General features: G+C 41.8%; 19 protein-coding genes. 13 read left to right on the forward strand and 6 right to left on the reverse strand.

Annotation, left to right across the window (positions count from 1 at the left end):
* The first annotated feature begins 6 nt into the window (after positions 1–6).
* The 7 genes from SY85_RS02185 to SY85_RS02215 all read left to right on the forward strand — a co-directional run bounded on the left by SY85_RS02185 (position 7) and on the right by SY85_RS02215 (position 8,053).
* A complete protein-coding gene (locus tag SY85_RS02185; RefSeq protein WP_066401591.1) occupies positions 7–1,506 on the forward strand; it encodes a DUF5689 domain-containing protein in 1,500 nt (499 codons plus the stop codon).
* Positions 1,507–1,607: 101 nt separating this feature from the next.
* A complete protein-coding gene (locus SY85_RS02190; RefSeq protein ID WP_066401592.1) occupies positions 1,608–3,026 on the forward strand; it encodes a calcineurin-like phosphoesterase C-terminal domain-containing protein in 1,419 nt (472 codons plus the stop codon).
* A 4-nt stretch (positions 3,027–3,030) separates the two neighbouring features.
* On the forward strand, positions 3,031–3,708 hold the full coding sequence (locus tag SY85_RS02195) for a GDSL-type esterase/lipase family protein (protein ID WP_066409258.1): 678 nt from the start codon (positions 3,031–3,033) through the stop codon (positions 3,706–3,708).
* Positions 3,709–3,717: 9 nt separating this feature from the next.
* Complete coding sequence (locus tag SY85_RS02200) at positions 3,718–4,644, forward strand: glycerophosphodiester phosphodiesterase family protein (RefSeq protein WP_226998976.1); 927 nt, start codon at positions 3,718–3,720, stop codon at positions 4,642–4,644.
* A 152-nt stretch (positions 4,645–4,796) separates the two neighbouring features.
* Positions 4,797–6,296: a glycerol kinase GlpK gene (glpK, locus tag SY85_RS02205; RefSeq protein WP_066401594.1), complete on the forward strand. Its 1,500-nt coding sequence runs from the start codon at positions 4,797–4,799 to the stop codon at positions 6,294–6,296.
* A 15-nt stretch (positions 6,297–6,311) separates the two neighbouring features.
* Positions 6,312–7,025, forward strand: a complete 714-nt coding sequence (locus tag SY85_RS02210) for an MIP/aquaporin family protein (protein WP_066401595.1) — start codon at positions 6,312–6,314, stop codon at positions 7,023–7,025.
* 125 nt (positions 7,026–7,150) lie between these two features.
* Positions 7,151–8,053: a glycerophosphodiester phosphodiesterase family protein gene (locus tag SY85_RS02215; protein WP_066401596.1), complete on the forward strand. Its 903-nt coding sequence runs from the start codon at positions 7,151–7,153 to the stop codon at positions 8,051–8,053.
* 151 nt (positions 8,054–8,204) lie between these two features.
* Here the strand turns inward: SY85_RS02215 and xth are convergent, their stop codons facing one another.
* Positions 8,205–8,981: an exodeoxyribonuclease III gene (gene xth, locus SY85_RS02220; RefSeq protein ID WP_066401597.1), complete on the reverse strand. Its 777-nt coding sequence runs from the start codon at positions 8,979–8,981 to the stop codon at positions 8,205–8,207.
* 804 nt (positions 8,982–9,785) lie between these two features.
* On the opposite strand from xth, the gene SY85_RS02225 reads away from it, so the two are divergent.
* The 3 genes from SY85_RS02225 to SY85_RS02235 all read left to right on the forward strand — a co-directional run bounded on the left by SY85_RS02225 (position 9,786) and on the right by SY85_RS02235 (position 12,821).
* A complete protein-coding gene (locus SY85_RS02225; protein WP_066401598.1) occupies positions 9,786–10,277 on the forward strand; it encodes a hypothetical protein in 492 nt (163 codons plus the stop codon).
* Between the two features lie 154 nt (positions 10,278–10,431).
* The gene (locus SY85_RS02230) at positions 10,432–11,007 is read left to right on the forward strand and encodes a carboxypeptidase regulatory-like domain-containing protein (protein ID WP_066401599.1); all 576 of its coding nucleotides are present in this window, start codon (positions 10,432–10,434) and stop codon (positions 11,005–11,007) included.
* Between the two features lie 11 nt (positions 11,008–11,018).
* The gene (locus SY85_RS02235) at positions 11,019–12,821 is read left to right on the forward strand and encodes an outer membrane beta-barrel family protein (protein ID WP_066401600.1); all 1,803 of its coding nucleotides are present in this window, start codon (positions 11,019–11,021) and stop codon (positions 12,819–12,821) included.
* A 128-nt stretch (positions 12,822–12,949) separates the two neighbouring features.
* Here the strand turns inward: SY85_RS02235 and SY85_RS02240 are convergent, their stop codons facing one another.
* The 3 genes from SY85_RS02240 to SY85_RS02250 all read right to left on the reverse strand — a co-directional run bounded on the left by SY85_RS02240 (position 12,950) and on the right by SY85_RS02250 (position 15,938).
* Complete coding sequence (locus SY85_RS02240; protein WP_066401601.1) at positions 12,950–13,198, reverse strand: hypothetical protein; 249 nt, start codon at positions 13,196–13,198, stop codon at positions 12,950–12,952.
* Positions 13,199–13,341: 143 nt separating this feature from the next.
* A complete protein-coding gene (locus SY85_RS02245; RefSeq protein WP_066401602.1) occupies positions 13,342–15,480 on the reverse strand; it encodes an elongation factor G in 2,139 nt (712 codons plus the stop codon).
* Between the two features lie 77 nt (positions 15,481–15,557).
* A complete protein-coding gene (locus tag SY85_RS02250) occupies positions 15,558–15,938 on the reverse strand; it encodes a hypothetical protein (protein WP_066401603.1) in 381 nt (126 codons plus the stop codon).
* A 677-nt stretch (positions 15,939–16,615) separates the two neighbouring features.
* Here SY85_RS02250 and SY85_RS02255 point away from each other — a divergent pair.
* The 3 genes from SY85_RS02255 to SY85_RS02265 all read left to right on the forward strand — a co-directional run bounded on the left by SY85_RS02255 (position 16,616) and on the right by SY85_RS02265 (position 19,338).
* Positions 16,616–17,185: an REP-associated tyrosine transposase gene (locus SY85_RS02255; protein WP_066401604.1), complete on the forward strand. Its 570-nt coding sequence runs from the start codon at positions 16,616–16,618 to the stop codon at positions 17,183–17,185.
* A 287-nt stretch (positions 17,186–17,472) separates the two neighbouring features.
* Positions 17,473–18,543 carry an IS110 family RNA-guided transposase gene (locus tag SY85_RS02260; protein WP_066401363.1) on the forward strand — a complete coding sequence of 357 codons (1,071 nt, stop codon included), beginning with the start codon at positions 17,473–17,475 and terminating at the stop codon, positions 18,541–18,543.
* 111 nt (positions 18,544–18,654) lie between these two features.
* On the forward strand, positions 18,655–19,338 hold the full coding sequence (locus SY85_RS02265; RefSeq protein WP_066401605.1) for a hypothetical protein: 684 nt from the start codon (positions 18,655–18,657) through the stop codon (positions 19,336–19,338).
* A 243-nt stretch (positions 19,339–19,581) separates the two neighbouring features.
* Here SY85_RS02265 and SY85_RS02270 read toward each other — a convergent pair whose 3' ends face one another.
* Positions 19,582–20,322, reverse strand: coding sequence for a DUF3307 domain-containing protein (locus SY85_RS02270; protein ID WP_066401606.1), 741 nt, complete (start codon positions 20,320–20,322; stop codon positions 19,582–19,584).
* A gap of 2 nt (positions 20,323–20,324) precedes the next feature.
* Complete coding sequence (locus SY85_RS02275; protein ID WP_066401607.1) at positions 20,325–20,942, reverse strand: transcriptional regulator; 618 nt, start codon at positions 20,940–20,942, stop codon at positions 20,325–20,327.
* Positions 20,943–21,374 lie beyond the last annotated feature (432 nt).

Consider the following 21,374-nt stretch of genomic DNA (forward strand, 5'->3'; position numbering starts at 1 on the left):
ACTATAATGAAACATATAAAACTCTTTTCCTTTCTTTTGTTGTCTTTGACCCTTTTGTGGGGTTGCAAAAAAGAAAGCAGTAATTACCCTGGTGGAACATTAAGCCCTTTCATAGCTTTGTTTGATCTCCGGAATTTAGACAAGGGTCAGGATGTAACCCTAACTAAGGATGCCTTGTTTGGGGCTTCCCAAATTACTGGTCTTGTCGTATCAGATCATTCAGGTGGTAATATGCCTGCTGGAATGCTAGTGGTACAAGACCACCGCCGTTTATCATTGTTGCGTGGTATAGCCATTTCTATAGGTGATGCTGCCGCCAGCTATGTACCTGGCGATTCTGTAGTGATCAATGTAGAAGGTGCTGTGTTAAAACGTGTCAATGGTATCTTACAACTTACTGGGGTCACTAATGAGAAGATCACAAAAGTGTCTTCTGGCGCTAAGGTTGTACCAGTGATTGTTAAAAACAGCGATGTGCTCAACGCTCCTGGCACTTATGAGAGCACCTTGATAACTGTAAACAAAGGAGGCTTTGATCCTTCTTACCCAGCCGGAACTACCTATGCCGGAGATCGCATCATGAATGATGGTTTTGGTAATCTTACATTGCATACAGAACAAGGAGCCAACTACGCTAATAAGCCCCTTCCTTATATGTCTAATAATACGGGTATTGTGTTTGGGGGTGCCGACGGCAAGCCACAACTTTGGCCCCGCGGTAATAGCGACATCCTTGTAACGGCTGCCACTGCCCCTAAGATTGCCAACATCATAATTACCGGCTATCTGACTGACCCTAGCGGTACTGATGGCGGCTATGAATACATTCAGTTAATGGCCACTAAAAACCTTGATTTTGCGGCTACACCTTATGCTTTAGTAACTTCTAATAACGCCGGGTCTAATGGATATCCGGCCGAAGGCTGGGCTACTGGAGGTGCCAGAACCTACAAGATCAACATTACTACCGGTACGGTGCAAAAAGGCCAATACTTCTATGTAGGGGCTAATAAAAAGATCTGGGGTGCCACCTCGGCTGATGTTACAAGCGCGTTATGGATATCTAAACCATACCAAACGGATGCTGGTGATGGCTTTGGTGCTGCCACAAGTAATCTTTTGGCAAATAGTGGTAACGTTGCCAGTATTGCTGTTTTTGACAAAACGGATGTTACGTCTCAAACCGAGCCCATTGATGTAATCTTCTATGGTAGTAATGGTGGTCAGGTATTTACTGCCGGACCGCCGCCTCTAGGGTACCGCATTACCAACACTGATTTGTATGATTTGAAAAATCCTTCTACACAAGCGGACCAGCCCTTTTTCAACCAAGGGTCAAATACCTCAAGATTTGCATTTCCTACGACAAGTAATTTTTCCCAGCTGGGTGGGAAATATAACAAAACAACTGGCCGTTGGACAACAGCACGTGCATTGAAAAGCGTTGTGCTGACCAATAGTTCCACTGTGAGCCAGATTGAAGGCGCAACCTCTATAGAAGAATAAAATAATTGCAGGCAGCAGTCTGTAGCAACTAAATAGATCTTTTCAGGAATGCGGTGCTCTAAATACACCGCATTCCTTATACCTCTCTTTTACTTAATGTTATGCAACGACGTTCGTTTTTAAGAAATACACTTTGGCTCTCTGGCGGCGCAGTACTGGCTAGTTGTTCTAAAAAAATTGTTCCTGAAGGTAGCGGCACCTCCGAAGTCATTAAGGGGCGCGTACAATCTGGTGGCAAGGGCTTGGCTAACGTGGCCGTTTCGGATGGTTTCTCGGTGGTACTCACTAATGCCAAAGGACAATATGCACTGACAAAGCATGAGGCTGCCGAATACATCTTTGTGTCAACTCCTGCTGGTTATGCATTTCCTCATACGAACGGTATCGCATCGACCTATAAAAAACTAGAGGGGAGTGGAGACATTGACTTTGAACTGGAGCGCCTGACCGTGGACGACAATGAACACAAATTTCTCATTTGGGCAGATCCGCAAATGGCAAACGCCAGTGATGTTCAAAAAATGCTAGCGCAATCGGTACCCGATGTAAAGAAACTGGTGGCAAGCGCAGGTACTGGCGCTTTGATCCATGGCATTACGGTTGGAGATATTGCCTGGGACAAGTTGGAAATCTTTGATGATTACAAAAAAGGAGTTCAGCAAATGGGCATACCTTTTTTCCAGTGTATTGGTAATCACGACATGGATTACCGCCAGGGGGGTGACGAAACTTCTGACCGCACTTTTAAGAAGGCTTTTGGTCCTACCTATTATTCCTTCAACCGCGGACAGGTGCATTATGTAGTGTTGGACGATGTACGCTACTTAGGCGTTGAGCGTGACTATGATGGATACATTACCCAACAACAATTAGATTGGCTAAAGAAAGATCTATCCTATGTAACCAAAGAGAAACTGATCATTCTTTGTTTACATATTCCTGTTCATTCATCGGTGAAGAATAGGAAAGACTTGTATGAAATTCTAGGAGATAGAACCGTGCATATTATGTCGGGGCATACGCATTGGCATGACAATGTGATACAAGGCAATATCTATGAGCATAACCACGGAACAGTGTGTGGTGCCTGGTGGACGGGCCCGATTTGTGGTGATGGAACACCAAATGGCTATGGCGTTTATACCGTAAAAGGTACTGACTTGAAATGGCATTACCAGGCTACAGGTCAAGACGCCAATTATCAATTGAGTGTTTCCATCAGTGAGTTTAACAATGTTCAAAAACAAGTGAAAGTAAATATCTGGAATTACGATCCTGCCTGGAAAACGGCACATTGGATTGATGGTGAAGCAAAAGGTTCATTAGAACAGTTTGAAGGATTTGATCCACAGGCATATGCCACTTTACAAGGACCGAACCTGCCAAAGCCAAGAGGATTTGCTGAACCTAAAATGACAGATCATTTATTCCGTGCTTTTGTACCGAATACGGCGAAGGAAATAAAGATCATAGCCACAGACCGCTTTGGTAAAGAATATGTTGTTACTCAAACTATTTAACCCGATGAAAAAACTTGCTTTGGTATGGATGCTTTTACAAGCATTTCAGGGGGCTTCCGCCCAAACAGCTAAATGGGATAGCACATTCCGTCCCAACAATTATGACTTGAAGAAAGAATTGTTCCGCAGTTTTAAAAATAGTGAGAAAGATGTAGTGTTCCTTGGTAATAGTATAACGGCTAATGTGGATTGGAGTGAGCTATTACAGATGAAGGAAGCCCGCAATCGTGGTATTTCAGGCGATATTACCTTTGGTGTATTAGAGCGCCTTGATGAGGTGATAGAAGGCAAGCCTGCCAAGGTGTTTATTCTTATAGGCATCAATGATATATCCCGTAATATTCCAGATAGTATCATCGCTGAAAATCATAGAAAGATTGTAGCGCGAATTAAGAAGGGTAGTCCTAAAACAAAGATCTACTTGGAAACATTGTTGCCGGTAAATAACACCTTTACCCAGTTTAAGAATCATTATAACAAAGACGAGCATATTCAATATGTAAACGAACGGCTTAAAGAAACGGCAAAAGCGTATGGTGCCGTATTGATTGATCTGCATCCTTATTTTCAAGATAGTGAAGGCAAGTTAAAAAAAGAGTTTACAGAGGATGGCTTACATTTAAAAGCTGCTGGCTATAAACTATGGGCCGACATATTGAAAAAAGGTAATTACTTAAAATAATCTTGCTTGATGATGACGAAGGTTTCTATTGCAATAGGCTTAATAGCTGTTACTACATTGGTTTCTTGTGCCACACATAAAAACAGTACAGTAAACAAGGAAGCTATGAATACATTTCCTGCTTTTGATAAAGAGGGTCACAGAGGTGGTAGAGGTTTAATGCCTGAAAATACCATTCCGGCTATGCATAATGCGATAGACTTAGGTGTAACCACTTTAGAAATGGATGCCAGCATTTCTAAAGACAAAAAAGTAGTCGTTTCTCACGACCCTTATTTTAATTCAGATATAACTACTACACCAGAAGGAAAGACGCTGACAAAACAGGAGGGGATGGCGTTGCTTCTTTATGGTATGGATTATAATACCATAAAAAAGTATGATGTAGGTTTAAAACCACACCCTGGTTTTCCGCGTCAACAAAAAATAGCTGTACACAAACCATTATTATCAGAACTCATTGCTTCTTCAGAGGAATATGCCAAAAAGAAGGGACACGCACCTTTGTGGTATAATATTGAAACGAAATCAATGCCTTCTGGTGATGGTGTAAAACATCCAGCGCCTGAAGAGTTTGTAGACCTATTAGTGGCTGTTATTAATGAAGCCGGCATTGCCAATAGAACCGTTATTCAATCTTTTGATATACGTACGTTACAAGTAATACATAAAAAATATCCTCAATTCAAGACCTCGTTACTTATGGAGGCTACTGATAAAAGAAGCCTGGATGAGCAATTGAATGAGCTAGGGTTTGTGCCATTTGTCTATAGCCCTAATTACGCGTTGCTTTCTACTCAATTGGTAAATGCCTGTCATGCAAAAGGAATGAAAGTAGTTCCGTGGACTTTAAACACGAAAGAGCTGATTGAACAAGCAAAAACATATGGCGTAGATGGAATCATTACGGATTATCCGGATCTCTATAATAACTAACTCTTAAATTAGGTATCATTTCTAAAAATCGGTAAATGCATGCCTTAAACCTGTAGTTGTTGGGAAAGAGATAATAAAATGATGTCTATCTTTTTAACCCGTGTGCTTTATAATTTTTTATTGAAAATATTTAAACGATTAACTTCAGCTCTATGAATCAATACATATTGGCATTTGACCAGGGAACCACCTCATCTCGTGCCATTGTTTTTAACCAAGCCGGAGAGGCCGTATCTATTGCACAGAAGGAATTTACACAACACTTTCCTCAGCCAGGCTGGGTGGAGCATGACGCTGAAGAAATCTGGTCAACTCAACTTGGCGTAGCTACAGAAGCTGTATTAAAAGCAGGTTTATCTACCCAAGATATTGCTGGAATTGGTATCACCAATCAAAGAGAAACCACCGTTGTTTGGGATAGGGTTACACTTCGCCCTATTGCTCATGCTATTGTATGGCAGGATAGAAGAACAGCCGCTTTTTGTGATCAGTTAAAGAAAGATGGTCATGCAGAATATATTCAAAAAACCACGGGCCTGATTCCTGATGCTTATTTCTCTGCTACCAAGGTAAAATGGCTGTTGGATAATATAGAAGGAGCACGTGAAAAAGCTGAAAAGGGTGAATTGTGTTTTGGTACTATTGACTCGTGGTTGTTATACAAACTTACAAACGGCAAGGTACATGCGACGGATGTGACCAATGCTTCCCGCACTATGTTGTTTAACATTCATACGTTGCAGTGGGATAAACAACTTTTAGAACTATTTGCCATTCCGGAAAGTATGTTGCCAGAAGTTCGCTCTTCCAGCGAAATATATGGCTATACAGATCATATACTGACAGCAGCCAATATTCCGATCTGTGGTATTGCAGGTGATCAGCAGGCTGCCTTATTTGGCCAGATGTGTACACAACCGGGCATGGTTAAGAATACCTATGGTACAGGATGCTTTATGTTGATGAACACAGGCGACCAACCCATTTTTTCCAAGAACAATCTACTGACTACCATTGCGTGGAAAATTGGTGATGACACACAATATGCCTTAGAAGGCAGCGTGTTTATTGCTGGCGCTGTGGTGCAGTGGTTGCGTGATGGCTTGGGAGTGATCCGCTCTTCTGCAGAAGTAGAAACCCTGGCTGCCAGTGTTGAAAATAATGGGGGCGTATATTTTGTTCCCTCTTTCGCCGGTCTTGGAGCTCCTTATTGGAACCAACATGCAAAAGGCACGATGATGGGAATTACCAGGGGTACAACAGCAGGCCATATCGCACGTGCCTCTATTGAAAGCATCGCTTTTCAAACTATGGATGTTTTGAATGCTATGAATGCCGATGCTGGTATTGAAATTTCCGAGATAAGAGTAGATGGTGGCGCCACTGTAAACGATCTATTAATGCAGTTCCAAAGTGATATGCTGAATTGTAAAGTGGTGAGGCCGAAGATCACTGAAACGACAGCTGCCGGTGCTGCCTTCCTGGCTGGATTAGCTATTGGTTTCTGGAAAGATCTTTCTGAAGTACAGCAATACTGGAAAGAACAAAAGAGTTTTGAACCTAATTTAGACGATACTACTCGCCAACGCAATATAGCCAAGTGGAATACTGCTATCAAGGCTGCTGAAGTGTGGGCTGAAATTGAGAAATAATCTAAAACAACGCTTATGTCAATATTTATTTCTGAACTGATTGGAACAGCCCTCCTTATTCTACTGGGAAATGGAGTAGTAGCCAATGTGGTACTAAACAAAACCAAGGGCAATAATGGAGGGTGGATTGTCATTACATTCGGATGGGCTATTGCTGTTTTTGTGGGCGTATTTGTAGCCGCTAAAAACAGTGGAGCACACCTGAACCCGGCTGTAACAGTAGCCATGAGCTTTTTAAAGAAAATACCGCTTGAAACAGTGCCACTTTATTTCGCTGGTCAATTTGGTGGTGCTATGCTTGGCGCCTTTCTTGTATGGTTGCTTTATCGTCATCATTTTACTTCGACAGCTGATGCAGGGCTTAAGCTAGCTGTATTTGCAACAGGGCCGGCCATACGTGATACCACGAGTAATTTAATCTCTGAGATCGTGGGGACTTTTGTATTAGTCTTTAGTGTCTTGTATATAGCAGCACCTTCAAGTAGTTTGGGCGCATTAGATGCCCTGCCTGTAGCCTTATTGGTTTTAGGAATCGGTTTAAGCCTTGGCGGTACTACGGGTTACGCTATCAATCCTGCCAGGGATCTTGGACCACGTATTATGCATGCACTGTTACCAATAAATGGAAAAGGAAGCAGCGATTGGTCATATAGCTGGATACCAGTAGTAGGACCAATAATAGGTGCTATATTGGCTGCTTTGGCCTTTAGTGCGGTTGCAGGATTTTAAACTAGCAAAGACCAACACATAAACTTTCTATTTTTTGAATGATAAGCACCAAAAGAGCTTATCATTTTTCATTAAATGAATGGCTAAGAAAAATTAAATAGTTAAATATATAAGGGATATCAATCATGAAAATGCTTCACTACGCTATATCTGTGTGCTCGATAATGGGCATCGTTTCTTGCCAAAGCGGCAAAAAACTGGCTTCAACCAATAATTTTCCAGCCTTTTATAAAGAAGGACACAGGGGGAGTAGAGGTCTGATGCCGGAGAATACGATTCCAGCTATGAAAAAAGGAGTTGATCTTGGTGCCAACGTAGTGGAAGTAGATGTGTATCTGACAAAAGATGAAAAAGTATTAGTAGCACACGATCCCTACGTAAATGTAAATCACAGTCTTTTTGAAGATGGTAGATCTATTCCGTCCAATGAAGCTACCAATTACGTTTGGCACCAGATGAATTATAGCGACATCCGGAAGTTTGATGTAGGCTCCAAACCTTATAGCGCTTTTCCGCAACAGGATAAGATCAAAGTATCGATGCCATTGTTAGCAGAATTGATTGACTCGGTAGAGCATTATACCACCTCTAAAGGCCTGCCGGGTGTGATCTACAATATAGAATTAAAAACCAGTAAGAGGTATGACAGCCTGGGTTATAATGCAACACCGGCAACACTTGTTGATGCTGTCATAGAGGTGGTTAAAAACACATCGATCGGTAACCGTTTTTATATTCAGTCGTTTGATGTGCGACCACTGCAAGAGGTGAAAAAGAAATTTCCAGGTGTGCGAATTGGTTTCCTGACCGATGCTGACCAAGCCTTTGAAACAAACCTGCAGGTTTTAGGATTCCAACCAGACATTTACAGTCCTTCCTTTCGATTGGTAACGCCCACACTTATTAAACAATGTCACGACCGGAAGATGAAGATCATTCCATGGACTGTAAATGATCAAGAGAAAATCAAACAGCTGATTGGTTGGGGTGTAGATGGAATCATTACTGATTTTCCCAACTATTTATAGAAATAAATTGTTTCAATGAGGCTGCTTAGGGCTGTGATTTTTTGACGTAACTGGTCCTCCATATAGATATTCCATATCTGTTAGTATTCTCAATTACAAGGACTCTTTCTAAGCTTTGGAATATCGAGGCCTAAAGTAGATGCCGAAGCCTTTAATGACCTTCCAGTTCAATCCAAACAGGTGCATGATCACTTGTTTTTTCCCAGCCACGTACTTGGCGGTCTACACCACCAGCCTGTAGACGGGGCATGAGTTGAGGACTTAATAAGAAATGATCGATACGTATTCCAGCGTTCCGGCCATATGCATTGCGAAAATAATCCCAATAGGTGTAGATAGTTTCATCGGGGTGTAATGTGCGAATTGCATCAATCCAACCCTGATCAATAAGTTTCTTAAATGTTGCTCGTGATTCTGGTCGGAACAAAGCATCCTCTACCCAGCGCTCTGGTTTATAAGCATCTTGTTCGGTAGGTATTACATTATAATCGCCCGTTAATACAGTAGGAATGCCACTCGATAGTAATTCCCTGGCATGTTTGATCAAGCGCTCAAACCATTGCAGCTTGTAATCGAATTTTGGTCCTGGTGCCGGGTTGCCATTGGGTAGGTATAGGCATCCGATCCTTATGCCATTGATCATTGCCTCAATATAACGGCTATGGGTATCTTCTTCATCGCCTGGAAGTGTGCGTCTTACTTCTTCAGGCTTTCCGTGTTTGGATAAAATGGCTACACCGTTCCAACTCTTTTGTCCATGCCAAATAGCCTGGTAGCCGGCTTCTAGTATAGCTTGCTCGGGAAACTTCTCTTGAGGTGCTTTTAACTCTTGGAGGCAAGCTACGTCTGGCGCAGTTTCCTCCAGCCAGTGTAATAGTACCGGCAGGCGAGCGGTTATTCCATTTACATTATAGGTTGCAATACGCATGATACAATATAGAGAATTAAGAAGCAATTATGAAATCGTGCCTTGATACATGGGGCATTTATTGAATGCACTTATGATGAATACAATCAGAATAAATAATAAAATTTTGACAATTTAAATTCAACTCTTCATTAAGAATATCGTTCCTTAAGCTTTGAAATAAATACAAGTTTCTATTGGGGAAATAATTTAATGTTCCTAGCTTTATAGCATAAACTTCAATTGGTAAACCAATTGGATCGTCAGACACCCATTAGCATTAATTCTCGCACCCCATTTACTTTCAAGTGTATTTCTCCCTTTGAATAAGATTAGTTCTTGGTCATAAGTAATAGCATCGGATATTTTTTATTGCTTCCTGTTTTAGATGTCAACTACCTCTATGCTATTGAAACCTGATTGTTGAAACCAAACAACTTATATGTGTATATTGAAATTGTGGCATTACCCGAGAGCAGTAACTGCTGTATTAAATAAAGCCATTTGTTCTATTATTCTTTTGCAGGAACATTCTCCACCTGTACGATATACTTTACTATTCCATTTCTCTATTGATTAACCTGGTGCAACCATTCAAGCCTACAAGCTTTGAACATCCATTCCTTTACTCCTTCTAAACAGTTTATAAGCTAAGCGCTTCCTTTACTTCAGACGCAGGCTTTTCTTTTTTTATGCCGCAAAAGCCGGCACTGGATATTATTTGCTGATAAGTTGTAACTACTACTATACGGATTTCCAATTTTTGACACTAAAGTAGGCAGTGTTTATAGCGCATTATTTCCAATTAACCTTAAACTATCAAATATGAAAAAAATTGTTTTAAGCAGCGTATTTGCGTTGGCAGCTTTATTTAGTTTTAATTCTATTCATGCACAGAAAATTAATCCCGGGCACGAAGATGAAGTAGTAATAACAGGTGGGTATCAAACTGTTGGCGGAAATACCTTCTTCGTATTGTGTTGCCAAAATGCTTTAATAACAGGTATATCTTCTAAATTAACAACAGTAGATGCGCAGCTGATCATTACGGCCACAGCTAATTCAGAATGTTTTAATGGCGGCCAGAGTGTTAAATCGATTCCAGGGCAAACAATAACTGTATCAAGTGGAAAAGTGCAATTGGCAGTGACAAATGGTAATGTGCTGGTTCAAAACCTTTGCGCACAAATAACCGGTGGTTGTAAAAGTAAAGGAGGGAGTGGTTGGACATCACAAGTCAGCAATGTGCTTATAAACAGAGTTGTACTTTCTTTAAGTGGCAAGGATGTTGATTTGACGTCTTTTTTCCATAACTAATATACTCATCTCTAATTGTAGATAGCGTATGGTTGTTATTAGCCAGTGTTTTCAGTTAAAACTGTAAGTACTGGCTAATGATTCTTGCAACTTTGAAATACGGTAATGTAATCCAAGCTAGACCTTCCTTCTTTTGACATATCCTATTGATGTTATGAAGAAAGCAAATCAAATCCTCTTACTATTTCTATACTGCTTTGCTTTCTACTTTTCTTTTGCTCAAGATCCAATTACCAGGCCTCATCCAAAAACCATTGTTGGAAAAGTTGTTGACTCTGCATCTGGAATCCCATTAAGCCAAGTATCGGTTGCTGTCAGCGAAACAGAAAGAAGCAGCACTTTTTTAAGTACCCTTTCCAATGACAGCGGTTTCTTTGAAATAAACTTATTTACTCAGCAGCAATACCTGGTTACCTTTTCTTTTATAGGCTACAAAACGGTTACACGAAATATTAACTCAATCCCTTCCGATTTGGGGGTAATTCCACTTCCTTCACTAGCTAAGCTCTTAAAAGAAGTACAAGTGACAACTAAGAAGCCAATTATTGAACAAAGCTTTGATAAGTTAATTTACAATGTAGATGCTGACCTGGAAAGCAGTACTGCCTCAATTTTGGATATACTCCGGAAAATACCCATGTTAGCACTTGATGCAGACGATAACCTTTACATAAATGGCAACAATAATTTCCGCGTACTAATTAATGGAAAGCCAACCTCTCTTTTGTAAATAACCCAAGCATGGTATTTAACAGCATGCCTGCCAGTATAATAAAAACAATCGAGGTAATTACAACGCCTTCATCACGCTATGAGGCGGAAGGTTTGGGTGGGATTATAAATATTATCACCTACAAAAAAAGTATTCTTGGCTATAATGGCGGACTGAATCTGAGGGCTACAAACCCTAAAGGTTTAATGGCTAATGGGAATATTACAATGACTAAAGAACGTTTTAGCATTGCAGGACACATTGGGTATACTACAAACACAAATCCAGCAAATATGAGCTACTATTACCGGAAAGATGCTATTCCGCAAAACCAGCTGGAGCAACAGGGTGCAAATAGCAATGGTAGTAAATTGAATAACTGGGGTAGTGAACTTAACTGGAAATTGAATCCTTTCAACTTGATTACAGCAAGTTATAGCAGTTACAGCAGTAGTGGGCTAAGCAGTTATTTGCAGCAGGCTCATCTGCTCGATGCATCTAATACGCTGACGCAGGCGTATAACATTTCAAATGAAGGGAGCAATGAATCAACTGGAAATGATTTGGCTATTGAATTTGAGCATGACTTTCGAAAAAATGAAGCGCAACAATTTATATTGTCCTATCGCCGTAGTAAGAGCAAGGCAAATAGCAAAACCAACTTACTTCTGTATCCAATTGTTAATTTCAAAGACCGGGAAAGTATAACCAATAATGATGATCGATTTAATGAGCATTCGGTTCAAACAGATCTCCGTTTAGCTATAAAGCAACATTCACTAGAACTAGGCGCTAGCTTTATTACACGTGATAATAGTAGCGATTATTCTTATTTAGATAAGAATACAGGAACTAATGTTTTTGTAATAGATACAAGCCAGAGCAATAATTATAACTACCAGGAAGCCATTTTTGCTACCTATTCAACATTAAATCTGAATGCTAAAAAATGGGGAATAAGAGCAGGTGTCAGAATGGAAAATGCCAGTGTTAAAGCCCGGTTTATTACTTCCAGAACAAGTACTAAACAGCAATACTTTAACCTGCTACCCAGTATTATTATAACTCGACAACTTAAAGGTCTAAGTATGCTAAAGTTATCTTACGCACAGCGCATACAAAGACCTGATCTTTTTTATTTGGACCCCTACATAAACGTATCAGATCCTTACAATATCAGCTATGGTAATCCAAATCTGCAACCGGCTTTAGGCCATGTGTTCAACCTAACGTATAATGCGATTCTTAAAAAGGTATTTATAAATATTAATGCTGCCCACCAATTCACTACTAACTCTATTCAGCAAATTACTGTACTATATCATGACTCTATTTCTCATACTACGTTTGGCAACATTGGGAAAAACAAAAGCTACAATCTTTCAATTAACGGTAATACCGTGCTGTTTAGAAAGCTAAATATTAATATAGGCGTATCAAGCAATTATATGCAATTCATGAGCAGGATAATGGAGAAAATGCAATTGAATGAAGGGCTAATTTATTCAATCTCAGGTTCTTTCAATATCAGACAGAAGAATTGGCGAGCCGGTATTAATATGAGTTATAGCTCGCCTAACATTCTGGTCCAAGGGCGTACGGCAAGTTTTATAGCAAACAGTGTTGCTATCAACAGGAGCTTTTTAAAAGATAAACGAATGAATGTTGGTTTATCTGTTAGCAATCCTTTTCAGCAGTATCGTCGTTCTTATACCGAAATTAGTGGTCTTTCATTTTATCAACTGCAGCAATCCATATCAGTAATACGGCGTTTTAGTTTGTCTTTTATTTATCGATTTGCGAAAGTGCAGGCTGGAAGTAAAGAACTTTAATTCGGGAACATTTAACCGCCTGGGTGTTTATTACCTTGGTAATGTTAGATATAAAAAAAGAGCAACAAATCGTTGCTCTTGGTCTCTTTATAAGACTACCTGAATAGTAGCCATTAACCCGATGAATATTAATTATTCAGATTGGATTGGTAAAAGCCTTCTTTTTGTAACAGGACTCTATTGTTAATACTAGTAAAAAGAGAATCCTGCACCAATTTTTTTACCAGTTGCGTCTGCTCATAATCTTCGGCCTGAGCGATCAATTTGTAGCTCTCGATTTTCATCAACGCTCTCTTGCTTGTTTTTTCAACCTGACGATCCATCCAATTGCACTTTTCAGCAAGGTATAACTGGTGGTTACGGAAATAGGCATGCATAGGACAAAGATTTAAATGGTTTTTAATGGTATGATTCTAACATCAAATTACTCATAAAAATCATTTTATCAAGTATGCATTAGCCTTTTTCACAAAAATGGCCGTTAAAATGCCTTTTTTTATCGATGGTTACTGCTTTTTACCTAGGCCATAGTAAGCGCTTCTTCCTTGCTATGTTCCTGTGCCAGCTTCTTCTGCATCTCGAATGATAGCGGTGCGTAGCTATCGAAATGCATGGAAAACTTAGCCCTGCCCTGTGTTAGCGAGCGCAGGGTAGAAGAGAATTCATGTAATTCTGCTAGCGGCACTTTGGCGGTTATCTTTTGAAAATTACCTTCAGTATCCATGCCTTCTACAAGGGCACGCCGGCTTTGCAATTCGCCAATAACAGCACCTGTTAGATCCTCTGGGCATAGAACCATTACCTGGTTTACAGGCTCTAATACCTGCGGATCGGCATGCTGGAAGGCATCTTTAAAGGCCATAATACCCGCTATCTTGAAAGAAATATCATTAGAGTCAACTGGGTGCATTTTGCCATCAAATACAGAAACGCGCACGTCTCTCACATAAGAACCCGTAATAGGACCTTCCTGCATTTTTTCCATTACACCTTTTAAGATGGATGGAAGAAAACGGGCATCAATAGCACCACCGACAATACAGTTATAATAAACCAACTTACCACCCCAAGGCAGGTCGATGGTTTCGCGTCCTCGTACTGTTAAACCGTGGGGTTCGGGCATGCCTTCATAATAAGGTTCTATGCGCATAGATACTTCTCCAAACTGGCCGGCACCACCACTTTGTTTTTTGTGGCGATAGGTCGCATCTGCTGCCTTACGTATGGTTTCCCTGTAAGGAATGCGAGGTTTGTTGAACTTCACCTGCATTTTATGCACGTTCTCAATCTTCCACCGGGCAACAGCCAAGTGCATATCGCCCTGGCAATGCAATAAGGTTTGCTTTAGCTCCGGAGATACTTCCACCAACAGTGTTGGATCTTCTTCCCTCAGTTGGTGTAGTGCCTGTGCCAGCTTTTCTTCATCGCCTTTTTGTGTAGCTTCAATAGCCACTGTCATGTTTGGCGGCGGGAAGTTGATAGGCTTTAAGTCTACGTTTTGTCCCCGGGCGTGTAGTGTATTGTTCACATGGGTGTTGCGCAATTTTAGCGTAGCACCGATATCGCCGGCAGTGAGTTCATTAACATTGACGCGTTTATTGCCTTCAATGAGAAATAGCTGGTTCAGTTTTTCCGATACCCCATTGGTTTCATTGACCAATTCGGCGCCGGATTTTACAGTACCACTAAATACTTTAAAGAAAGAAAGGTCTCCTACATGCGGTTCTGAAACTGTTTTGTAAACAAATAAGCATGTAGGCCCCTCAGCATCACATTTAAGCGCCTTGCCGCTCATTGGCTGCTCGGCAGGGCGTTCGTTAGCAGAGGGGCAAACATTGTCTATAAAGCCCATTAAACGGCCACTACCCATGTTGCGTTCTGTACTTAAACAAAACAAGGGAAACAGGTCGTGATTGATCATGGCCTTTTTTAGGCCATCTTTCATTTCATCTTCATCCAATTCACCTTTATCAAAGTATTTTTCCATTAAAGCCTCGTCGTTGCTGGCAACGGCCTCTACCAATTCGCGGTGCAGTTTGTCGGCTCTTTCTTTTTCATCGTCAGGTATAGGTAGTTTTTCCGGCTTGCCACCTATGTCTTTGAATTTATACATAGTCATTCGCAGAACATCTATGATCTCGTGAAAGCCGGCTCCTTGTTGACGTGGATATTGTACTACAGTTACTTTATTACCAAAATGTTCTTTGGCTTCGCGCAGGGTTTTATCAAAATCGGCCTTATCATGATCCAGCTTGTTGATGGCAAAGATCATGGGCGTTTTAAACTGCTCGGTATATTCCCAAATGATGTCTGTGCCCACTTCTACACCTTCGGCGGCATCCAACAGCATGACGCCCGTATCGGCTACACGTAAGGCGGCCAGTACTTCGCCTACGAAGTCGCTATATCCGGGAGTATCGATGATGTTGATTTTGTAACCGCGCCAGCGTGTGTGAAGAAGAGAGGAGAAGATAGAGTTGCTGCGTTCTTGTTCGAGAGGGTGGTAGTCGCTTACTGTGTTTTTCTCGGGTATGGATCCCTTTCGGTTAATGAGGCCAGCTTCAAAGAGCATGCATTCGGCCAGTGATGTTTTGCCAGAACCGGCATGCCCAAGCAAGACGATATTCTTGACATGGGCAGTATCAAATTCGGAGGCCATATCTAATGGTTTAATGGTGAGGTAATAAGGGTGAAGCCATACGGCGTGTTTAGGTAGTAATGGGTTAGTAAACTATATCAACAATTGGTTGCATTAATGAAATTATTGAATGAACCTCTGACCTCCTGCAACATATTTTCCAGGCTTAGGAACTCATTCAATAAACGTTCATGGTCTTCGTACGTTTGATCGGTTAAGGTATCGCTTTTGGATAGTTCGTACTGTACTTTACGCTCGTGATTTTTGATTTCTTGTTTTACGTCGTGAATGTTGATCAACTGAATGTGGAACTGGTTGTGGAAGTGTTCGACGTCTTGAAGTTGGTCTCTGCTTAGCGGTTGTTTACAATTGTCTTGAAGTAATCGTTTGCATTCAGAAAATTCGTCGCGATAGTTTCTTAATATTTGCCGCCAGTCTGCTGTTTCGGCATTTAACTGTGAGATGTCTGTCTGAACCATGGAAGGAAATTTAGAGGTTAAGGAATGAATAATTCGTACTCTTTCCATTTTCGCAGGTGCGGATCTCTCTATACGGACGGTTCTGCTTATAAAATTAGAGCGCAAATATTAAAAAACAAGATTTGTTTTTGCGGGGTTTAAAGTGTATATTCTTCAGCTTACTACGGCTCAGGTTAGTGGCTGCTCATAAAGGCCATAAATTGTAGCTCTTATACGGAAACGTATTAGCCTGATCAGGCAGGCTGAGGGCTATTCGCATTGTTCTTCTCATTAAACACTCAGGCAACGTGAACTCAATTATAGTGAATGCTGTAAAAGACCATTCTCCAGTTTTTGATTATAGGGGTTACATATGTTCTTACGGTGTGGCACAAGTAGGCAGCGCGGCAAGGGCTCGGCGACATACGTGTGCCAGTGGGAGCGGATTGCGGAATTAAGTCAGGCATGGTAGCATCTGCCAAGATACCATTTTCATAAACAGTCTTTCTTTATTTTCGGTTGTTGGTGCAGCAAGCGCACAAGGGCTGGGAGGAACACCAACAACGGCGTAAAAATACCCTAAGCGCCAAAGCCCGGCGGCATACTTGCGCCAGACGCTCCGCGATGCATTCCTATTGTCATATTCATAGACCTGTCCGCTATTTGCGCTTATGCCTTGTTGTTATTAGTTTTACCCGATGAGCCGTAAGTACAAGTTCCGGGACAACGACCAGCTCTATTTTGTCTCTTTTGCCGTGGTGGACTGGATCGATTTGTTTATCCGCACCGAATACAAAGACATCCTGCTGAAAAGCTTTCAGTACTGCAGGGAGCATAAAGGCCTGGAGTTGTATGCCTACTGCATTATGACCTCGCACGTGCACCTGATCATCGGCTCTCAGAAAGAACCCATGGCGAACATCATGCGCGATTTAAAGCGGCATACCTCCGAGCAGCTGCATAAAGCCATTCAGCAACACCCGGGCGAAAGCCGGAAAGAGTGGATGCTGCAGCTGCTGCAGCAGGCCGGAAGCCAGAATTCCAACAACCGCGGGTTTCAGCTTTGGCGGCAGGACAACCGGCCTATTGAGTTGCGGGATGCCCATCGGTTGTACCAAAAGTTGAACTATATTCACCGCAACCCGGTAGCGGCTGGTTTTGTGGAAAAGGAAGAAGACTGGTTGTACAGCAGTGCCCGGAATTACTTTGGGTTGAAAGGTTTGATAGAGGTTACTCTCTTAGAGCCGCAAGTAGTAACCGTTACGTAGCGTCTTACAGCGCGGCACAAGTACGCAGCGCGGCAAGGGCCAGGCTGCATACTCATATCATTGCAAAAGATTATTTTTCATTATAGCAACAAAGCAATTAAGTAACCAGTACGCATACTAAACAAGCATCGCTATGTTGAGCGCAAGGCCTCCCTTAATTGCTTTTTCTTTTAAAGCCTGAACAGTACTTAAAGGTAGCCGCCTTACAGAGCTGCTAACCTTGTATAAAATATGAGAGAAGGCTACTAAAGAAAACGTTGCTGCGTATTCATTTTTCAAATTCAGGTATGGATTTATTGAAGTATGGTATTGGTATAGACATGGCCATGGACAGCTTTGATGTTTGTTTAAGTGTAATTGACCGCCAGCAGCACGTTATCATTCAAGCACGCAGCAGTTTTAGTAATGACAAAACAGGGTTTGATCGTTTCGATGCCTGGTGTACGAAACACAAGAAGCTCCCTTTGCCGACGGTTTATTTAATGGAAGCAACGGGGGTCTATTATGAGCAGCTGGCCTGGTACCTGCACACCAAAGCATACGATCTCTCCGTTGTGCTTCCCAACAAAGCCCGGAAATATAAAGAGTCGCTGGGCCTGAAATCAAAAACCGATCGTATTGATGCCAAAGGCCTTGCCCAAATGGCCTGCGAACAACAGTGCAGCCGGTGGCAACCCTTATCGGCCAACATTTACCGGCTGCGATTGGTGACCCGGCAGATTCAAAACCTTACCGAGCAAGCCATCGCGCTGTCCAATCAGTTGCACGCCCTGCAGCATGGCATGTTCCGCGATAAAGACCTGGAGAAGATGCTGCAAAAGCAACTAGTGGTTCTAAAAAAGAACAAAGCGTCACTTAAAACAAAAGTGCAGGCACTTATCGATGCTGATCCGGCCTTAAAACAAAAATTTGAAAAGATCGGGAGCATCAAAGGACTGGGCTGCCAAAGCCTGGCCGTAATTGTAGCAGAGACCAATGGTTTTGCGGCTTTTGAAAGTGCGGGGCAACTGGTCAGTTATGCAGGCTATGATGTAGTGGCCAACGACTCCGGTAAGCGGGTAGGTAAAACAAAAATATCCAAGAAGGGCAATAGCCGGATCCGGAGGTGCTTGCATTTTCCGGCTTTTAATATGATTAAATATGAAGTGGGTGTTTTTAAAAACCTCTATCAAAGGGTGTATGAAAGAAGTAAGCTGAAAATGAAAGCGTATACAGCGGTACAGAAAAAACTGCTTATGATCATCTATGCACTTTGGAAAAACAACGAAGCTTTTATCGATAAGATACCGGGGCCAGCATTAGGCGATACAGCCGCAGCGCCTTCGGTGGCATTGGTTGGGCAAGGGACAAAAAATTAGCCCGGGCAAACGCCTGGGCTAAACAAGATAGACAGCCATCGAAGTATCGGCAGATGTCTTCTTTAAGAAAACAAAGGTATTAAAAATTAGTGCCTGAATAATTTGGTTTTCTTGACAGTACCTTGCGCCAGTGTCGGGGCCGTCAATGTCAATTATAATGCTTCTGAAAAGCTAACGACTACAGCCAGTTATTCCAACTTCCAGACCTTTACCAATGTAAAGCCCCAGTTTCAATACATTAACCAGCTTACGCCTTATGATAATCTAGATACGCTGAACTTTATGCAATTGAGCCAGAATGCCAATGTTAATATTAACTATGTATTGGGCAGGGATCCGCAGTTGCCTCAGAACCTCAATGTAAACCTGAGTTTCCAGGATGCGTTTGACAAACAAGGGGGCATTATTACAAAAGGCAATAACTCGCAATTTTATAACCTGGCGAGTACTTATAGCCGTACCAATGTAAAAAAAGCATATACTTTATCAAGGGCTCTCAATATGACATACAATACCATTGGAACTACTCAAATGATTACTGCTGGTCCAACGCTTATGGCCAATAAACAATTGTTTGAAAAGAAAGTACAAACAGGGGCTTCGGTCTCTTATAACATTACACACAACCTTGAAGCTGTTCAAGGGCAAGTAGCCTTATTGCGGGTTAATGGCGGCTATTCGTATAAGAAGAAGCATTTGCTAAACCTGTCAGCTGTTACCATGTACAGGACTATGAATAACAGGGAAGCACAGAATGATGTTACGGTTAACTTAAGTTATAATTACAATTTTTAGTGCTTTGGCTACTGTACTAAATTTTTGGTAGTTGGTCTTTAAGACGAGCGCCTCCCATATAATGGTACTTTCTTGTTAAGCGAGAGCAGATACTTACTTCAACAAACACAGGATCAAGTTCAGCATGATAGCGTATAGTATGTTTGATAGCGATCCAATTTATAATGGAAGTGTTTGAGATTCTTCATTATTACTCAAGCTCTTCATAGCGTTCTATGAATTATAAAAACCGTTTCCTAAAGTTTACGCCATTAACCTTAACGTAATCAGCGCCGTTGCTGTGGCAATACCAAAGCTTAACAAGGTACCGATCAATACGTACTCCGTGAGTTTCATTTCCGCGGCTTCTTTTAAATCACCAAACCGGAAAACAGACTTCGCTGCCAGTAAAAAGCCGACGCCTTCCCATTTGCCTAGCAGTACAAACGTAAGGATCAAGAGGCGCTCCAGTATACCAATCAGTTCACCGGCATTTTCCAGCGAGCCGCCACCAGGTGTGAATGCCATGGGGCTTGGTGTCCATTTGGATATGGCTATTTTAATGATAAAGGACGTTGGCTTTAACAGGAAAAGAATAGCCGTTATAGGTGCCAATATGTTTACCTGCATCAGTACCGACAGGTCAACATGAATACGTTGGAAGTAAGCCCAAACCGCAAACAATACAACTACATGCAGGCCTTGATCAATAAAGAACCAGGTTCTTTTAGTATGGCTACGTTGAAACTGTAGCTTCATACCATCAATCAATAGATGCAAAACGGTAATCAGCAAGGCTGGCTTCCAAAAATAAAATAAGGAGCTGCTGTTGGTGGCGTAGGAAAGGCCTGTGAATAGAATAAGGAGTGCTAAGTGCAGCACGGCATGCCCGTATAAATACGGGGATGTCCATTTTTTAGCTTCCTTGTTATGAATCCAGGAAGTGGGTTGTAAAAAGAAATCGCCTATCAGATGTGCCAGGAATAGTTGCAGGAGTAATGCCATGGTTAGTAAGGTTGTTGTCCAATTTTGTTGTGGTAATAAGCTTCCAGTTCCATTATTTCATTGTAATGGGCTCGCTTCTGGCCTTCGCTTATGGAGGATTGCGGGCGGCCGATTTTCTCCGCCAGCTCTTTTTGTGACAGGTGCCTGTGTTTTAACGTCATAAACATTAGTTCGGCTGCTATAGGTGTCCACCGGTCCATACCGATGGAGGCCAGCGTGAGCATCAGGTTCAACTCCGAATCCAGTTCTGCCCAGGGTGATTTAATGGCCAGGTTCTTTTTCCACTTTTTAAGATTCTCAAATGTTTCGCCTGAATAAATAAAAGCTTCGCCATTCGATTCGGTAATTTTAGAGGCCGCATGATCTTTTGGGCCAATGCCAATGGCCATGCGCACATCCAGCTCTTTAATTGATTTGATACAAGCTTTTATTTTCAGGGCGCATAAAAGGGCTGTTTCCGGCTTCTTGATCTCTATTTGAAAACTGTCTCCTCTAAACACTTCCCACACTTTTGGGGTCTTGCCATATTCTTGAAAAACCTCCTTCAGCGGCGTGAGCCATGTAGTAGGATTTTTCAGTTTCCGGGAGTTGATAATATCACCGGTAATAATACTGGTCATATGCGAATATCGGGTTTATAGCCGATAATTCAAAATATCGGGTGTAGGGCCGATAAGTAAGGGGTCGCGGATTGGGATTAGTAGGATTAACAGGATTATTGATTTGAGATTTGAAGTTTGATATTTGAGATAGATCTCACGCAGGGCGCGCCAAGGCGCGGAACATTTGAACCACGGAGGCACAAAGACAGGGAGGGGCACAGGGGAAGGGAGGAGGGTTAGGTGATGGTGTGGTTTGACAGGTTAACAAGGAGGAAGGAATTGGGAATTAGGGATTAGGAATTGGGAGAAGTGACAAAGAACAAGAAACTGGGAGCACAGAGAAGGTAGGTATAGCTGTAGGTGGCAGAAGCTCAGGTAGGTGGGAAATACGGCAGGCGCTGTATATCCCCTCAAGTTCTTCGTAGTGTTCTTTAAAACAATAAACGATTG

The sequence above is a fragment of the Flavisolibacter tropicus genome (assembly GCF_001644645.1).
Taxonomy (GTDB): domain Bacteria; phylum Bacteroidota; class Bacteroidia; order Chitinophagales; family Chitinophagaceae; genus Flavisolibacter; species Flavisolibacter tropicus.

Excerpts from the sequence above, each read along its gene's own strand:
- SY85_RS02260 (WP_066401363.1), top strand. The coding sequence starts at position 17,473 with ATGGATTTATTGAAGTATGGTATTGGTATAGACATGGCCATGGACAGC.
- SY85_RS02210 (WP_066401595.1), top strand. The coding sequence starts at position 6,312 with ATGTCAATATTTATTTCTGAACTGATTGGAACAGCCCTCCTTATTCTA.
- SY85_RS02245 (WP_066401602.1), bottom strand. The coding sequence starts at position 15,480 with ATGGCCTCCGAATTTGATACTGCCCATGTCAAGAATATCGTCTTGCTT.
- SY85_RS02235 (WP_066401600.1), top strand. The coding sequence starts at position 11,019 with ATGGTATTTAACAGCATGCCTGCCAGTATAATAAAAACAATCGAGGTA.
- SY85_RS02225 (WP_066401598.1), top strand. The coding sequence starts at position 9,786 with ATGAAAAAAATTGTTTTAAGCAGCGTATTTGCGTTGGCAGCTTTATTT.
- SY85_RS02275 (WP_066401607.1), bottom strand. The coding sequence starts at position 20,942 with ATGACCAGTATTATTACCGGTGATATTATCAACTCCCGGAAACTGAAA.
- glpK (WP_066401594.1), top strand. The coding sequence starts at position 4,797 with ATGAATCAATACATATTGGCATTTGACCAGGGAACCACCTCATCTCGT.
- SY85_RS02270 (WP_066401606.1), bottom strand. The coding sequence starts at position 20,322 with ATGGCATTACTCCTGCAACTATTCCTGGCACATCTGATAGGCGATTTC.
- SY85_RS02200 (WP_226998976.1), top strand. The coding sequence starts at position 3,718 with ATGATGACGAAGGTTTCTATTGCAATAGGCTTAATAGCTGTTACTACA.
- SY85_RS02255 (WP_066401604.1), top strand. The coding sequence starts at position 16,616 with ATGAGCCGTAAGTACAAGTTCCGGGACAACGACCAGCTCTATTTTGTC.
- SY85_RS02250 (WP_066401603.1), bottom strand. The coding sequence starts at position 15,938 with ATGGTTCAGACAGACATCTCACAGTTAAATGCCGAAACAGCAGACTGG.
- SY85_RS02230 (WP_066401599.1), top strand. The coding sequence starts at position 10,432 with ATGAAGAAAGCAAATCAAATCCTCTTACTATTTCTATACTGCTTTGCT.
- xth (WP_066401597.1), bottom strand. The coding sequence starts at position 8,981 with ATGCGTATTGCAACCTATAATGTAAATGGAATAACCGCTCGCCTGCCG.
- SY85_RS02195 (WP_066409258.1), top strand. The coding sequence starts at position 3,031 with ATGAAAAAACTTGCTTTGGTATGGATGCTTTTACAAGCATTTCAGGGG.
- SY85_RS02215 (WP_066401596.1), top strand. The coding sequence starts at position 7,151 with ATGAAAATGCTTCACTACGCTATATCTGTGTGCTCGATAATGGGCATC.
- SY85_RS02240 (WP_066401601.1), bottom strand. The coding sequence starts at position 13,198 with ATGCATGCCTATTTCCGTAACCACCAGTTATACCTTGCTGAAAAGTGC.
- SY85_RS02190 (WP_066401592.1), top strand. The coding sequence starts at position 1,608 with ATGCAACGACGTTCGTTTTTAAGAAATACACTTTGGCTCTCTGGCGGC.
- SY85_RS02185 (WP_066401591.1), top strand. The coding sequence starts at position 7 with ATGAAACATATAAAACTCTTTTCCTTTCTTTTGTTGTCTTTGACCCTT.